The organism is Cupriavidus sp. CP313 (genome assembly GCF_054072015.1).
Window position 1 is genome coordinate 34,438 of the sequence record NZ_JBSVZB010000011.1, and the last position, 14,580, is coordinate 49,017.

The 14,580-nt window shown below is 65.7% G+C and carries 13 protein-coding genes; 12 read left to right on the top strand and 1 reads right to left on the bottom strand.

The window, feature by feature from the left end:
* Window positions 1-1,192 precede the first annotated feature (1,192 nt).
* Genes ACW4E8_RS16720 through ACW4E8_RS16745 form a run of 6 tightly spaced genes read left to right on the top strand, consistent with a single transcriptional unit; the run spans window position 1,193 to window position 6,017 of the window.
* Window positions 1,193-1,972 carry an ABC transporter ATP-binding protein gene (locus ACW4E8_RS16720; protein WP_454739588.1) on the top strand — a complete coding sequence of 260 codons (780 nt, stop codon included), beginning with the start codon at window positions 1,193-1,195 and terminating at the stop codon, window positions 1,970-1,972.
* 2 nt (window positions 1,973-1,974) lie between these two features.
* Window positions 1,975-2,679 (top strand): ABC transporter ATP-binding protein, encoded by a 705-nt coding sequence (locus tag ACW4E8_RS16725; protein ID WP_456805516.1) that lies wholly within the window; start codon window positions 1,975-1,977, stop codon window positions 2,677-2,679.
* 21 nt (window positions 2,680-2,700) lie between these two features.
* Entirely contained in the window at window positions 2,701-3,588 is an 888-nt protein-coding gene (locus ACW4E8_RS16730; RefSeq protein WP_454739589.1) for a branched-chain amino acid ABC transporter permease, read from the top strand.
* 13 nt (window positions 3,589-3,601) lie between these two features.
* Window positions 3,602-4,615, top strand: a complete 1,014-nt coding sequence (locus ACW4E8_RS16735; protein WP_456805662.1) for a branched-chain amino acid ABC transporter permease — start codon at window positions 3,602-3,604, stop codon at window positions 4,613-4,615.
* Window positions 4,616-4,671: 56 nt separating this feature from the next.
* Window positions 4,672-5,892 carry an ABC transporter substrate-binding protein gene (locus ACW4E8_RS16740; protein ID WP_456805517.1) on the top strand — a complete coding sequence of 407 codons (1,221 nt, stop codon included), beginning with the start codon at window positions 4,672-4,674 and terminating at the stop codon, window positions 5,890-5,892.
* Window positions 5,889-6,017, top strand: coding sequence for a hypothetical protein (locus ACW4E8_RS16745; RefSeq protein ID WP_456805518.1), 129 nt, complete (start codon window positions 5,889-5,891; stop codon window positions 6,015-6,017). The genes ACW4E8_RS16740 and ACW4E8_RS16745 overlap by 4 nt, the downstream gene beginning before the upstream one ends.
* 317 nt (window positions 6,018-6,334) lie before the next feature.
* Here the strand turns inward: ACW4E8_RS16745 and ACW4E8_RS16750 are convergent, their stop codons facing one another.
* Window positions 6,335-7,213 carry a LysR family transcriptional regulator gene (locus ACW4E8_RS16750; RefSeq protein ID WP_456805519.1) on the bottom strand — a complete coding sequence of 293 codons (879 nt, stop codon included), beginning with the start codon at window positions 7,211-7,213 and terminating at the stop codon, window positions 6,335-6,337.
* Between the two features lie 162 nt (window positions 7,214-7,375).
* Between ACW4E8_RS16750 and ACW4E8_RS16755 the strand changes: the two genes are divergently transcribed.
* The 6 genes from ACW4E8_RS16755 to ACW4E8_RS16780 are packed head-to-tail and all read left to right on the top strand — an operon-like array spanning window position 7,376 to window position 14,576.
* Window positions 7,376-8,497 carry a glycosyl hydrolase gene (locus ACW4E8_RS16755; protein ID WP_456805520.1) on the top strand — a complete coding sequence of 374 codons (1,122 nt, stop codon included), beginning with the start codon at window positions 7,376-7,378 and terminating at the stop codon, window positions 8,495-8,497.
* A 25-nt stretch (window positions 8,498-8,522) separates the two neighbouring features.
* Window positions 8,523-8,963, top strand: a complete 441-nt coding sequence (locus ACW4E8_RS16760; RefSeq protein WP_022538176.1) for a MaoC family dehydratase — start codon at window positions 8,523-8,525, stop codon at window positions 8,961-8,963.
* Between the two features lie 37 nt (window positions 8,964-9,000).
* A complete protein-coding gene (locus tag ACW4E8_RS16765) occupies window positions 9,001-10,569 on the top strand; it encodes an acyl CoA:acetate/3-ketoacid CoA transferase (protein ID WP_456805521.1) in 1,569 nt (522 codons plus the stop codon).
* A 26-nt stretch (window positions 10,570-10,595) separates the two neighbouring features.
* The gene (locus ACW4E8_RS16770; protein ID WP_454739596.1) at window positions 10,596-11,726 is read left to right on the top strand and encodes an iron-containing alcohol dehydrogenase; all 1,131 of its coding nucleotides are present in this window, start codon (window positions 10,596-10,598) and stop codon (window positions 11,724-11,726) included.
* A gap of 11 nt (window positions 11,727-11,737) precedes the next feature.
* Window positions 11,738-12,880, top strand: coding sequence for an acyl-CoA dehydrogenase family protein (locus ACW4E8_RS16775; protein WP_456805522.1), 1,143 nt, complete (start codon window positions 11,738-11,740; stop codon window positions 12,878-12,880).
* Window positions 12,881-12,908: 28 nt separating this feature from the next.
* A complete protein-coding gene (locus tag ACW4E8_RS16780) occupies window positions 12,909-14,576 on the top strand; it encodes an acyl-CoA synthetase (protein WP_456805523.1) in 1,668 nt (555 codons plus the stop codon).
* Window positions 14,577-14,580: the final 4 nt, after the last annotated feature.

The following is a 14,580-nucleotide window of genomic DNA, read 5'->3' on the forward strand; positions in this document are numbered from 1 at the left end:
GCGATGAACTCGGACGGGGACTTCTTGGCGAAGGCACAGCCGGACGGCCACCGTTCCCATAACACTTCGCCGCTGGCCGCTCGTCGGCGGCCTTTTCGGACGGTCGCGAGAAAATGCCCGCAATTCCGATAGGGACGTATCCGACTGCACGCGTCTAGCCGGTGAGCATCAGGGAATCAGGATCATTGCACCAGTGCGCCGGCGGGCAGCGATGTCCTCATGGGCGCGCGCCGCTTCCGATAGCGGATACCGGCCTCACTTCCAACCCGCCAAATACCCCGGTCCGATAGGCATCGAAGACCGCGGCAATCGCCGCATTCCGCGCCAGTCCGCCCAGGTGCTGCGGCCACCCTCGATCCGAATTCGCCGCAGGTCCAGCGCTGCCTTGTGGCGGGTTGGCCGGATGCGGCGCCGATAGTCACGATGATTCCACCGTTGCGGTCCGCATAGCCGCCGGGACCTAAAAGGCGGACGACCGTCCCAGCCGCGATCAGCTTGAAAGGCACAGCATGGATGACCGCTCTGGATCGCTCTACGGACCTCCACTAAGCCGGGTTCGGATGACAGGATCTCGGCCGATGCGGTCATCCGATGGGGAGCCTTCGAGTGGCTCAAACTGGCCGACAGCGGTCCCACGTGGCCACACCAACCACCCCTGCCGCGCACGCCAGTCCAGCTAACCGGTACATAGTTGTGAGGAACCGGGAATTCGTGAGACTGCGTTTTCCGAAAAATCAACGACTTATCAATTAATTCCGCCGTCGCTCGCCAATCTAATAACCGGAATTAGCGAGACTGCCCTGACGCGAAGCGCGAATTCGTTGGACTGCCCTGAAAGCGGCTCTTGGTCCACTTGACACCCATCCGCGAGGATCCGCTGCGGGTTAGTACGAAATAGCGAGGATTCGAGTAACGACTTCGTGAGACGGTCGGCTGCAACTGTCGCAATTGCCATCTACAGACGTTGGCCCGCTACTCCAGCTTGCGCTCGGTCCGGCGCCACGCGCCCAGCCTAGGCTAGAGCGTTCCGTCGTGCGAAGACGTCCGCGACAATCCGCGAGGCGCGCGACTGGTTGCGCACCTCCGACATATATACCCAAAAAGTCTCAACAACTAATCAATAATATATTGGACGTGATCTAGCTGCGACCATATTCTCCAGCAGACCCAAACAACGGGCGCGGAAATGACCATGGCAAACGATCTCATTCTTGAAACCGTCGGACTGAGGAAGGAGTTCAAGGGATTTGTCGCCGTAAACGACGTCAGTCTCAAGGTCAGGCGTGGGCACATCCACGCGCTGATTGGTCCGAACGGCGCAGGCAAGACCACCTGCTTCAACCTCCTTACCAAGTTCCTGGATCCCACGCGCGGCACTATCCGGTTCAACGGTGCCGAGATCACCGGCGAGAAGCCGGCGCAGGTCGCACGCCGGGGCGTGGTGCGCTCCTTCCAGATCTCGGCGGTGTTTCCGCACCTGACCGTGCTCGAGAACGTGCGTATCCCGCTGCAGCGCAGGCTCGGGATTTCCTTCCAGTTCTGGCGCTCGCCGAAAGTCCTCGCAGCGCTCGATGACAGGGCCATGGCATTGCTCGCCGACGTCGGACTGGAGGACTTCGCCGACATGACGACCGCCGAGATGCCCTACGGCCGCAAGCGCGCGCTGGAAATCGCCACCACGCTGGCCCTCGACCCCGAGCTGATGCTGCTCGACGAGCCCACGCAGGGCATGGGCCACGAAGACGTTGACCGCGTCATGCAGCTCATCAAGAAGGTCTCAGCCAATCGCAGCATCCTGATGGTGGAGCACAACATGAAAGTGGTGTCCGGCATCTGCGACGCCATCACGGTGCTGGCGCGCGGCAGCGTGCTGGCCGAGGGCACATACGCGGAAGTCTCCGCCAACCCGCAGGTCATCACGGCCTATATGGGCAGCGCTGATGCCGCGCTCGCTGCGCCGGGAGGGCACTGATCATGGCGACGGAATACCTGCGGGTCACCGACCTCCATGCCTTCTACGGCGAATCGCACATCCTGCACGGCATCGACTTGCTGGTGAAAGAGGGTGAGTGCGTGACGCTGCTCGGCCGCAACGGGGCAGGCCGTACCACAACCCTGCGCGCCATCATGGGCCTGACGGGGCGGCGCGCCGGCTCGGTCATGATCGACGGCCGCGAGGCAATCGGCATGCCGGCCCATCGCATCGCGCGTCTCGGCGTCGGCTTTTGCCCGGAAGAGCGGGCGATTTATTCCAGCCTCTCGTGCGAGGAGAACCTCCTGCTGCCGCCGCAGGTGGGTGGCGGCGGGATGAGCCTCGACGAGATCTACGCGATGTTCCCCAACCTCTACGAACGGCGGCATAGCCAGGGCACGCGGCTCTCGGGCGGCGAGCAACAGATGCTGGCGATGGCGCGCATCCTGCGCACCGGGGCGCGGTTGCTGCTGCTGGACGAAATCTCCGAGGGACTGGCGCCGGTGATCGTGCAGAAGCTCGCCCAGGTCATCCGCGACCTCAAGGCGAAGGGCTACACGATCGTGCTGGTGGAGCAGAACTTCCGGTTCGCCGCGCCGCTGGCTGACCGCATGTACGTGGTGGAGCACGGCCAAATCGCCGCGGAGATCCACCAGCACGAGATTCACGAGAAGCAGCACCTGCTCCAGGAACTCCTGGGTGTCTGAGACCGCTGCGGAGGAGACAACATGACAACGATTCTGGGAGTCCCGCTACAGGGGCTGTTGGGGCAACTCGTGCTCGGGCTGGTGAACGGCTCGTTCTACGCGATTCTCAGCCTTGGGCTTGCCGTGATCTTCGGCATGCTCAACATCATCAACTTTGCCCACGGCGCGCTGTTCATGGTGGGCGCATTCGTCGCCTGGGCGGGCCTGGAGTATCTCGGCATCAGCTACTGGTGGTCGCTGCTGGCGGCGCCGGCGCTGGTCGGGCTGGCGGGTATCGCCATCGAGCGCGGCCTGCTGCGGTGGCTGTACAAGCTCGACCACCTGTACGGGCTGCTGCTCACCTTCGGGCTGGCGCTCATTATCGAAGGCCTGTTCCGCTTCCAATTCGGCGTCTCGGGGCAGCCCTATTCGATTCCCGACGAGGTGGCCGGCGCCTTCAACCTCGGCTTCATGTTCCTGCCGAAATACCGCGCGTGGGTCATCGGCGCCTCGCTCACAGTGTGCCTGCTGACCTGGTTCACGATCGAGAAGACCCGCCTCGGCGCCTACCTGCGCGCCGCCACCGAGAACCCAAGCATTACCCAGGCCTTCGGCATCAACGTGCCGGTGATGGTGATGCTGACCTATGCCTTCGGCGTGGGCCTGGCCGGGCTGGCCGGCGTGCTGGCAGCGCCGACGGGGCAACTAAGTCCGCTGATGGGGTCGAACCTGATCATCGTCGTGTTCGCGGTAGTGGTGATCGGCGGCATGGGTTCCATCCTTGGCGCGATCGTCGCCGGGCTGGGGCTGGGCGTGGTCGAAGGACTGACCAAAGTGCTTTATCCGGAGGCGTCGGCCACGGTGGTCTTCGTGATCATGGTCATCGTGCTGATGGTTCGGCCGGCAGGCCTGTTTGGCAAGGAAAAGTGAGGCGAATATGAAAATGAGAAATCTTGGCTACGGTGTCCTGCTGCTGGGCGCGCTGGGGGCCCCGGCGGTGCTCTATCCGGTGATGCTGATGAAGGTGCTGTGCTTCGCCCTGTTCGCCTGCGCCTTTAACCTGCTGCTCGGCTATACCGGCCTGCTGTCGTTCGGCCATGCGGCGTTCCTCGGCACGGCGGCCTATATATCGGGCTACGGCATGAAGACCTGGGGGCTGACCCCCGAACTCGGCCTGCTGCTCGGCACGGCCGTCTCGGCTGCCGCGGGCTTTGTCGTGGGGGCGCTCGCTATTCGCCGGCAGGGCATCTACTTCGCGATGATCACGCTTGCCTTGGCACAGATGTTCTACTTCCTGTTCCTGCAGGCGCCGTTCACCGGCGGCGAGGACGGCATGCAGGACATTCCGCGAGGCAGGCTGTTCGGCTTGATCGACCTGGCGTCGGACCTGCGCATGTACTACTTCGTGCTGACGATCTTCCTGTTCACTTTCTGGCTGATCCACCGAATCATCCATTCGCCTTTCGGCCAGATCCTGAAGGCGATCCGCGAGAACGAGGCGCGCACCACCTCGCTGGGCTACGACGTCGCGCGCTACAAGATGCTGGCCTTCGTTCTCTCGGCGGGCCTCGCCGGCCTTGCCGGGGCCACCAAGACCCTGGTCTTCCAGTTTGCCACGCTGACCGACGCGCACTGGCACACCTCCGGCGAAGTCGTGCTGATGACTCTGTTGGGCGGCCTTGGCACTGCCTTCGGCCCAGTGGTGGGCGCGGGCATCGTGGTCGCCATCCAGAACGCCTTGGCCGACAAAGTCGGTTCCATGATCACGGTGATCATGGGGAGTATCTTCGTCGTGTGCGTGCTGGCGTTCCGCCGCGGCATCGTCGGCGAGCTGAACGCGTTGTGCCAGAGCATCGTGGGCAACCGCCGCGCACGGACCGCACCGTGCCACGCTGCCGTGCCGGCACCAATTCATGACGAAAGCGTGCATGGCCGGCGCGTGGAAGGAAAGGCATGAAATCGAGCGCTGAACGGAACACCCCATATATATCCCCACAGTAGAGGAGACACAGGATGAACAATCGCATCAAGCTGCTTTCGCTCGCCGCGCTGCTGGCGGCCTCGACGGCGCAGGCCGAGATCACGGACGGCGTGGTCCGGATCGGCGTGCTCAACGATCAGACCGGCGTTTATGCCGGGCTGGCTGGTCCCGGTTCGGTCTGGGCCGCGAAGAAGGCGGTCCAGGACTTCGCGCCCGAGAAGCATGGCCTGAAGGTGGAGATCGTGGCCGCCGACCACCAGAACAAGCCGGACGTCGGAGCGAGCATCGCCCGCCGCTGGTTCGACATGGACAAGGTGGACGCCATCGTCGACGTGCCGACCTCGTCGGTCATCCTGGCGGTCAACCAGGTGGTCAAGGAGAGGAACAAGGTGATGATCGTCACCGGCGGCGGCACCTCCGACCTCACCGGCAAGGCCTGCACGCCCAATGCGATCCACTGGGCCTACGACACGTGGGCACTGGCGAATGGGACGGGCAAGGCGGTTGTCAAGTCGGGCGGCAAGAGTTGGTTCTTCGTGACTGCTGACTACGCATTCGGCCACTCCCTCGAACGCGACACCGAGGCCGTTGTCGTCAAGAACGGTGGCAAGGTCCTCGGCAAGGTCCGGCATCCGTTCCCGGGCAACGATTTCTCCTCCTACCTGCTGCAGGCTCAGGCCTCGAAGGCGCAGGTAGTGGGCCTGGCCAACGCCGGGGGCGACACCATCGGCGCGGTCAAGCAGGCCGCCGAGTTCGGCGTGACCGCCGGCGGCCAGAAGCTGGCGGGCCTGCTCGTCTTCAGCAGCGACGTCCAGGCGCTCGGCCTCAAGGCCGCCCAGGGCCTGTTGCTGAGCGAGACTTGGTACTGGGACATGACCGACGAGAACCGCAAGTTCGGCAAGGAATTCGCCGCCGCCAACAACGGCAAGTTCCCGACCATGGCGCAGGCGGGCACGTACTCCGCGGTGATCCACTACCTGAAGGCAGTGGCGGCGATGAAGGCGGATGGCGACGGCGCCGCCGTGGTCGCGAAGATGAAGGCGATGCCCACCGACGACAAGCTGTTCGGCAAGGGCAGCATTCGCGAAGACGGCCGGAAGATCCACCCGCTCTATCTGTTCGAGGTGAAGAAGCCGTCCGAATCGAAGTATGCGGGCGACTTCTACAAGCTCATCGCCTCCATTCCCGCCAACGAGGCGTTCAGGCCGATGGAAGAAGGTGGGTGCCCGCTCGTTGGGAAGAAGACGTCATGAAGATCACCGGACACATGCTGATCGGGCAGGACGGGGGCAGCGGCACCACCGGCGCGTTCAATGCCTTTTCTCCGGCGCTTGCCGCCGACATCGAACCCGCGTTCGGGCAGCGCCGGCCCCGATGACGTCGACCGGGCCTGCCGTCTCGCTGCTAGCTAACGGCTTTGCGAGGTATCGCGAGACGACGCCCGTGGCGCGCGCCAGCTTCCTGGAGGCCATCGCCCTCGGCATCGTTATCCCGACGGCGCCAGTGCAATCGGTGTTTGGCCGGACTGGGGCCGAAGGGGCGACACCCTCACCGAGTGCGCCATGGCCGAGATAGCCCCTGTAGCGGGCGCGGCTGGAGGTCGACGGCTGCCTATTGCCGGCATCCCGGCGCGACTGAACGTCCGCGCCATCCTACGCCTCGCCCACGTTACAGCAGGCGAGGCCGGGGGAACCTTCACAGCATGCTTTTCGCCGTCTCGATGAACGCCGTCATCAGCGGCGTTGGGGTGCGCTGGCTATAGCCGAGCATGATCTCGACTGTTGGTTGCCGGCCTTTGATCGGCTTGTAGACTACGTGGTCGAACTTCATCTGCCGAACCGATGCCGGCACGAAGCCGATGCCCGCACCGGAGCTGACCAAGCCGAGCAGCGTGTAGACCTGCCCCACTTCAGACACGACCTTCGGCACGAAACCCGCCGACGCGCACATGCGCATGTTCATGGCGTGGAAGTCCGGCGCCACCTCGGGCATGTACATGATGAAGGGCTCCTGCGCGCAATCCTTCAGCGAGATTGACTCGGCGTTCGCGAACGGGTGCCTTGCAGGCACGGCCAGCACGAACGGCTCTTCGAGGATGGTTTCCCACGTCACGTCCTCGAGGTCGGGCACCGGCCGCATGAAGGAGATATCCGCGTCACCCCGCCGCAGCGCTTCCGCCTGTTCGACGACCGGAAACCAGCGCAGCAGGATTTCCACGGAGGGAAAACGCTCCCGGTAGGCGCGCAGGATGGGCGGCAGCAGTGTATAGGACATGTGCTCGAAGAAGCCGACCGTCAGCCGGCCAGTCTCGCCGCGATGCGCGCGCTGCGCCTGGATGACCGCACTCTCGGTAGCGCGCAGGATCTGCCGCGCCTGCTCCAGGAAAATGCGACCCGCCTCAGTCAACTCCACGTGCCGGCGCGACCGGTTTAGCAGCGTCACATCCATCTCCTCCTCGAGCTGGCGAATCTGCAGGCTCAACGGCGGCTGGGCGATGTGCAGGCGCTCGGCCGCCCGCGTGAAGTTGAGTTCCTCGGCCACGGCGATGAAGTACCGGAGATGGCGAAGGTCCATCGTTATATCCTGTGAGTATAAATGAGCGATTAATTATATATTGGACACCGATTTGCGCAATCCCTACGATTCCATGCATACCCGCTCCGCGCGCCAGCCTGCCGCTCCGCAAGGCTGGCATCGGAGACCGGACAAGCCAATGTATGCATGGAGACAAAACGTATGGATTCCAGACTGGTCGTTGACGCGCTCGGCCGCATCCTGCAGCGCATCGATGCGACGATCACGCAGGAAAAGGCGGGCTTTCCGCACTATGGCAATCCGGCCGACGGCACCTGGACACGCTCCCCGGCCGGCGACTGGACCGGGGGCTTCTGGGTCGGGATGCTGTGGCTGGCTGCCCTGCGCACCGGCGAGCAGAAGTACCGCGACAGCGCCCGCATGTGGTCCGCACGCCTGGCGCCGCGGGTGGCGTCGAAGTCGGTGTTCAAAGGATTCCTCTTCTGGTACGGCGCGCAACTCGGCGGCTCGCTGCTAGCCGATCCGCAGGCCGCGGGGCTCGCCCTCGACGGCACGCGTGGCCTGGCGGAGATGTACAGCGAAGCGGCCCGCCTGATCCCGCTCGGCACCGAGGCCGAGGAGGCCTCCAGCGTGGGGACGAGCGAGGCCAACATCGATGCGATTCCGGGCACCGTGGCGCTGCTGTTGCGGCACGACGCCGCCCTCGGCACGGGCGAGATCGGCCGCCAGCACCTGCGCCAGCACATCGCCCTGTGCGTGCGGGAGGATGGCTCGGTCTGCCAGTCCGCCACATTCAACGCCACCGACGGCTCGCTCGTGAGGCGCTACACGCACAAGGGCATCCATGACAGCAGCACCTGGGCCCGCGCCCAGGCGTGGGGCATGCTCGGCCTCGCGCAGGCGCTGTCGTGCGGCGAGCAGGCGTTCACGTCCGACGCGATCCGCGTGGCCGATTGGTGGGTCGCGCACCTGCCCGCCGACCGCGTGGCCTTCTGGGATTTCGACGATCCCGCCATCCCGCACACTAACCGCGACACCTCGGCCACCGCCATCGCCGCCGCCAGCCTGCTCAAACTGGCCGCGCTTATCCCGGAGCGCGCGGCGGCCTACCGCCAGGCCGCCGTCGAAAGCATCGAGCAACTCGTGACCCGCTTCCTGACCCCGGTCGGCCCGGGCGATGTACGGCAGCCTGGCATCCTCACCGGCGGCTGCTTTAACAAGCGCAATGGCGTCGCCATGGATAACGAACTGGTCTGGGGCGACTACTTTCTCCTCGAATCCCTGCTCATCCTCGAGACCAGGATCGATGCCACCCAGGTCTGAACCCAACCCACTTCCGGAGAACCCCATGTCCGACATCAAGATCCCGCACGAAGGCAACGTATCCACCCTTATTGGCACGCACACCAGCTACACCCGCACCCTCGGCGAGTACGACATCTATGCCTTCGCCGGCATCAGCGGTGACAACCACCCCAACCACATGGACGACGAGTACTGCAAGCGCATGGGCTTCGGCGGCCGCATCGCGCAGGGCGCCATGATGGTCGGTTTCATCGCCGGCGCCGTGACCAAGTATCTCGACATGATCCAGCGCCCGGCGGTCTCCTACGGCTACGACAACGTGCGCTTCACCAAGCCCGTGCGCATCGGCGACACCCTCACCGTGAACTACCGCATCGCCCGCGCCGACGACGAGAAGAAGCGCCTGTGGGCCGAGGCGACGCTACTCAACCAGCGGGGCGAGACGGTCTGCGTCGGCACCCACATCATCCATTTCCAGGCCTGAGCCCGGGCTGCGAGCGGCGAGAAAGGTGAGAGATCGCATGAGCAAGATCTGCACTGCGGCGCAGGCCGTTTTGGACATCCGGCCCGGCCAGAGCGTGGGCAGCGTCGGCGTGATCGGCTGGTTGACGCCGGACGCGTTGTTCCAGGCGCTGGCGCAACGCTTCCACGAGACAGGATCGCCCCGTGACCTGACGTTCTTCTTCCCGGTCAGTGTCGGCGACGGCATGGGCATCCGCGGCATGGATCACGTGGCCGTCGAAGGGCTGATGAAGCGGATCGTGTCGGGCAACTTTACCAATGCGGTGAATCCGGCCACCGGCAAGCGCCCGGAGTTCATGCGCCTGATCCGCGAGAACCGGGTGGAAGCCTACTGCTGGCCGATCGGCGCCACCATGCACTGGCTGCGCGAAGTCGCCCGGCGCAGCCCAGGCTACCTGACCCGCATCGGCCTCGGCTCCTACATCGACCCGCGCCAGCAGGGCGGCAAGTACACGGCGCGCGCCACCGACGACCTGGTGCGGATGCAGGAGCTGGACGGCAAGGAATACCTGTTCTATCCGAGCTGGCCGCTCGACGTGGCGTTCCTGCGCGCCACCAGCGCCGACGAGCACGGCAACCTGAGCTTCGAGGAGGAGCCGATCACGTCGTGCGCGCTGGCCATGGCGCTGGCGGTGAAGGCGTCAGGCGGCACCGTGATCGCACAGGTGCGCAAGCTGGTGCCGCGCCACGCCCGGCCGGCGCACGCGGTGCGGATTCCCGGCGCGCTGGTGGATCGCGTCGTCGTGGAACCCGACGCCATGATGACCACCGACGTCCGGTACGACGATGCCTATCTCGGCGGCCAGCTTTTCGATGGCCGCGCCTCGGACCGCCTGCCGCCCGGCGCCGACAAGGTGATCGCCCGGCGGGCGGCCCGGGAGGTCAGGCCCGGCGAGGTCAGCATCTTTGGCTTCGGCGCTTCGTCCGACGTGCCCACGGTGATGATGGAAGACGGCCTGTTCGCCGACGGCGGCCTGCATCGCTACAGCTTTACCACCGAGCACGGCCCCTTCGGCGGCGTCGTGATGAGCGGCTGGCAATTCTCCGCCAACAAGTATCCGGAGGCCTTGATCGACGGCCCCTCGCAGTTCGACTTCATCGACGGCGGCAACTGCCCGATGGCGGCGCTGGCCTTTGCCCAGTTCGACCGGGCCGGAAACATCAACGTCAGCCGCTTCGGCGCGGCCAATCCGGGGCCGGGCGGCTTCATCGACATCGCCTACAACGCGCGCAAGCTGCTGTTCACCGGCACCTTCACCACCGGCGGCCTCGCCGCCGACGCCACCGACGGCTTCCTCTCGGTCGGGCGTGAGGGGAGCGTGCGCAAGTTCGTCGAGCGCGTGGACGAGATCACCTATCCGCTCGGGCGCAACGTGGCCGAGCGCGGCCAGGAGGCCAAGGTCATCACCGAGCGCGCAGTCTTCTCGGTGGCGCCAGACGGACTGGTGCTGGAGGAGGTTGCGCCCGGCATCGACGTCAGGTCGCAGGTGCTGGACCTGATGGCCTTCCCGCCGGTGCGCGTGGCGGAGCCGCTTCCGTGCATGGACCCGACGCTGTTCCGCGCCTGACGCATCGACATATCTACGAGGAAAACATGGCTGTCATCAACTACCTGACTACCGTTCACATCGACTTCGGCGCCATCCGGATGCTGGGGGTCGAGCTGCAGCGCCTGGGGATCCAGCGACCGCTGATCGTCACCGACCGCGGCATCCGCGCCGCCGGTATCGCCGACAAGGTGCTCGAGGCCCTGGGCCCGGATTGCACGCCTACCGTCTTCGAGGACACCCCACCCAACCCGACGGAAGCCGCGGTGTCCGCCGCGACCGACCTTTACCTCGGCAATGGCTGCGACGGCATCGTGGCCGTGGGCGGCGGGTCGCCCATCGACCTGGGCAAGGCCACCGCGCTGCTGGCGACCCACCCGGCACCGCTGCAGACCTACGCGGCGGTGGAGGGCGGCGCGAGCCTGATCACCAGCCGTGTCGCCCCGCTGGTGGCTATCCCGACGACTGCGGGTACCGGCAGCGAAGTGGGCCGGGGCGCGGTCATCGTCATGGAGTCCGGCCGCAAGCTCGGCCTGCTGAGTCCGTTCCTGCTGCCGAAGCTCGCCATCTGCGACCCCGAACTGACGCTGGGCCTGCCTCCGACCCTGACCGCCGCGACAGGCATGGATGCCCTCGCCCACTGCATCGAGACCTTCCTGGCGCCGGCCATCAACCCGCCCGCCGAGGCGATCGCCTTGGACGGCCTGCGCCGCGGCATGGCCAATATCGGTAAGGCCACCGCCGACGGCCACGACCGCGACGCGCGCTGGAACATGATGATGGCCGCCATGGAAGGCGCGCTGGCCTTCCAGAAAGGGCTGGGCGCGGTGCATGCCCTGTCGCACCCGCTGGGCGCAGTGCCCGACGTCTCGTTGCACCACGGCACGCTTAACGCCGTGCTGCTGCCGGTCGTGCTGCGCTTCAACAAGCCGGCGACCGAAGCCAAGCAGGCCGCACTGGTGCAGGCCATGGGCCTGCCCGCCGGCGGGGACCCGGCTCAGGCCATCAGCGAACTCAACGCCCGTCTCGGCTTGCCGGCTGGTCTCGGTGCCATGGGCGTGCCGCGTGACGTGTTGAAGGACATCGCGGTCGCCGCCACGAAGGACCACTGCCACGCCACCAATCCCCGCACTGCCACGGTCGACGACTACTTGGCGATGTTGCAGGAATCGTATTGAGGAGAAAGACGATGTCATACATCGCAGAACATCACGAGATGATCCGCGAGGCGGTGCGCCGCTTCGCCGAGGAAGAGATCGCACCGGTCGCCCACCGGTTGTGGGAAGAGGAGAGTTTTCCCTACGAGATCTGGCGCCGGGCCGGCGAACTGGGCTATATCGGGCTGCCCTACCCCGAAGCCTGGGGAGGCAGCGGCGGCGACTGGCTTGGCTTCGCCATTGCGCTGGAAGAGATCGCCCGCGTCGATTGCGCCGTGGCGGTGGCCATCATGGCCAACTCGACAGCGGCCAGCCTGCTCAACAACTACGGCACCGACGGCCAGAAGGCGCGGTTCCTGCGGCCGATCCTGACGGGCACGCAGGTCGGCTGCATCGGCCTGACAGAGCCGAACGCCGGTTCCGACGCCGCCAATATCCAGACCCGCGCCGTGCTGAAGGATGGCTGCTGGGTCGTCAATGGCGCCAAGACCTTCATCAGCAACTCGGGTTCCGAGGTCACGGGCCCGATCGTCATTGCGGCGGTGACGGGAACCCGGCCCGACGGCCGCAAAGAGATTTCGAACTTCATCGTGCCGAACGGCACGCCCGGCTTCAGCCATGGCAAGAAGCTGCACAAGATCGGCTGGCGCGGATCGACCACATTCGAGCTGTTCTTCGAGGACTGCGCCATTCCTGCCGACCACCTGCTCGGCGAGGTCGGGGCCGGCCTCAGGCAGACCCTGTCACAGGTGAGCACCGGCCGCATCCTGATCGGAACGCTGGGCCTGGGCATCCTGCAGGGCTCGCTGGAACGCTCCGTCCGCTACATGAGCGAGCGCACAGCGTTCGGCAAGACGCTCAACCAGTTCCAGTCGCTGCAGTTCAAGCTGGCCGACATGGCGACCCACGCGCACGCTGCCCGCCTGATGCTGTACGACGCCGCGGTGGCCAAGGACGAGGGCCGGCCCTACGATCGGCAAGCCTCGATGGCAAAGCTCTTCGCAACCGAGAAGGCCATGGAGGCGGCTCACCAGGCCGTGCAGATCCACGGCGGCAACGGGATCATGACGGAGTACGCGGTATCGCGCGCGTTCGGGGATGCCAAGGTGCTCGAGATCGTTGAGGGGACCTCCGAGATCCAGCGGATGATCATCTCCCGCGACGTAATGCACTGACGCACGGCTGCAGCCAGTGAGGCAATCCATGGAACAGGTCGAACACAACGCGGATGGGCTGGAGCGTAGCCCGGTCAACTTCGTGCCCCTGACACCGATCTCCTTCCTGCGCAGGACGGCCGAGGTCTACCCTGAGCGTACAGCCATCGTCTACGGCGAGCGCCGCACGAGCTGGCGGGCAATGCTGGACCGCAGCCGCCGCCTCGCGTCGGCGCTGGTGGCCGCCGGCGTCAGGACTGGCGATACGGTGGCCGTGATGGCCGCCAACACGCCGGAGATGCTGGAGATGCATTTCGGCGTGCCCATGAGCGGCGCCACGCTGAACACGCTTAACGTGCGCCTGGACGCGGCCGCCATCGCCTTCATGCTCAGGCACGCGGATGCGAAGGTGCTGGTCACCGACACGGAGTACGCGGACGTAGTTGAAGCCGCACTGGCGCTGCTCGACGACAAGCCGCTGGTGATCGACATCGTCGATCCCGCCGTCGAAGGGGGCCGCAGGCTGGCGGAGATCGAATACGAGGGCTTCCTGGCCGGGGGCGATCCGCACTGGGAGGGCGGCGAGCCCGCCGACGAATGGCAGGCCATCGCCCTCAACTACACCTCCGGCACCACGGGCAACCCAAAGGGCGTGGTCTACCACCATCGCGGCGCCTATCTGGCTGCGCTGTCGAACATGCTCGACTGGGGCATGCCCCGGCACGCCGTCTTCCTGTGGACGCTGCCGCTGTTCCACTGCAATGGCTGGTGCTTCGCCTGGACGCTGGCGGCCAACGCCGGTACCAGCGTCTGCCTGCGGGGGGTGGATGCTGCCGCCGTGCTCGATGCGATTCGCGAGCACCAGGTCACGCACTACTGCGGGGCGCCGATCGTGCATGCGATGCTTGCCCAGGCACCCGAAGCGTGGAAGGCGGGCATCGACCATCCGGTCCACGGACTCATCGGCGGCGCGCCGCCGCCGATGCCGGTGATCGAGGGCCTGCTGCGCATGGGGATCAGGATCACCCAGATCTACGGGCTGACCGAGGTCTACGGCCCCGCGGCGGTTTGCGTGGAGCAGCCCGAATGGGACGACCTCGGCGTCGCTGCGCTGGCGGAACGGAAAGGACGGCAGGGCGTCCGCTACACCGCGCAGGAAGGCATGGCCGTGCTGCATCCCGAAACCCTTGTGCCGGTGCCGTGGGACGGGAAGACCATCGGTGAAGTCATGTTCCGCGGAAACATGACGATGAAGGGCTACCTGAAGAACCCCGAGGCCACGGCGGAAGCTTTTGCCGGCGGCTGGTTCCACTCGGGTGACCTCGCAGTGGTCTGCCCGGATGGCTATGTACAGATCCGGGACCGTTCCAAGGACGTCATCATTTCGGGCGGAGAGAATATCAACTCGCTGGAGGTGGAGGAGGTGCTCTACCGGCACCCTGCGGTGTGCGTGGCAGCCGTCGTCGCCCAGCCGGACGAGCGTTGGGGGGAGACGCCATGCGCCTTTGTCGAAGTCGTCGATGGCGCGAGGGTCGGCGAGCGCGAACTGATCGAACATTGCCGCGCCCACTTGGCGCACTTCAAGGCGCCGAAGAAGGTGGTCATCGGCCCCCTTCCCAGGACGTCGACCGGCAAGATCCAGAAGTTCCTCCTCAGGCAACGAGCAAGCTCCGACGCTTCCTGGCCCGGCCACGTACCGGCGTTAGTTCGCCCGTGAATGT

Excerpts from the sequence above, each read along its gene's own strand:
- ACW4E8_RS16740 (WP_456805517.1), top strand. The coding sequence starts at position 4,672 with ATGAACAATCGCATCAAGCTGCTTTCGCTCGCCGCGCTGCTGGCGGCC.
- ACW4E8_RS16780 (WP_456805523.1), top strand. The coding sequence starts at position 12,909 with ATGGAACAGGTCGAACACAACGCGGATGGGCTGGAGCGTAGCCCGGTC.
- ACW4E8_RS16760 (WP_022538176.1), top strand. The coding sequence starts at position 8,523 with ATGTCCGACATCAAGATCCCGCACGAAGGCAACGTATCCACCCTTATT.
- ACW4E8_RS16725 (WP_456805516.1), top strand. The coding sequence starts at position 1,975 with ATGGCGACGGAATACCTGCGGGTCACCGACCTCCATGCCTTCTACGGC.
- ACW4E8_RS16720 (WP_454739588.1), top strand. The coding sequence starts at position 1,193 with ATGGCAAACGATCTCATTCTTGAAACCGTCGGACTGAGGAAGGAGTTC.
- ACW4E8_RS16745 (WP_456805518.1), top strand. The coding sequence starts at position 5,889 with ATGAAGATCACCGGACACATGCTGATCGGGCAGGACGGGGGCAGCGGC.
- ACW4E8_RS16765 (WP_456805521.1), top strand. The coding sequence starts at position 9,001 with ATGAGCAAGATCTGCACTGCGGCGCAGGCCGTTTTGGACATCCGGCCC.
- ACW4E8_RS16775 (WP_456805522.1), top strand. The coding sequence starts at position 11,738 with ATGTCATACATCGCAGAACATCACGAGATGATCCGCGAGGCGGTGCGC.
- ACW4E8_RS16770 (WP_454739596.1), top strand. The coding sequence starts at position 10,596 with ATGGCTGTCATCAACTACCTGACTACCGTTCACATCGACTTCGGCGCC.
- ACW4E8_RS16750 (WP_456805519.1), bottom strand. The coding sequence starts at position 7,213 with ATGGACCTTCGCCATCTCCGGTACTTCATCGCCGTGGCCGAGGAACTC.
- ACW4E8_RS16730 (WP_454739589.1), top strand. The coding sequence starts at position 2,701 with ATGACAACGATTCTGGGAGTCCCGCTACAGGGGCTGTTGGGGCAACTC.
- ACW4E8_RS16735 (WP_456805662.1), top strand. The coding sequence starts at position 3,602 with ATGAGAAATCTTGGCTACGGTGTCCTGCTGCTGGGCGCGCTGGGGGCC.
- ACW4E8_RS16755 (WP_456805520.1), top strand. The coding sequence starts at position 7,376 with ATGGATTCCAGACTGGTCGTTGACGCGCTCGGCCGCATCCTGCAGCGC.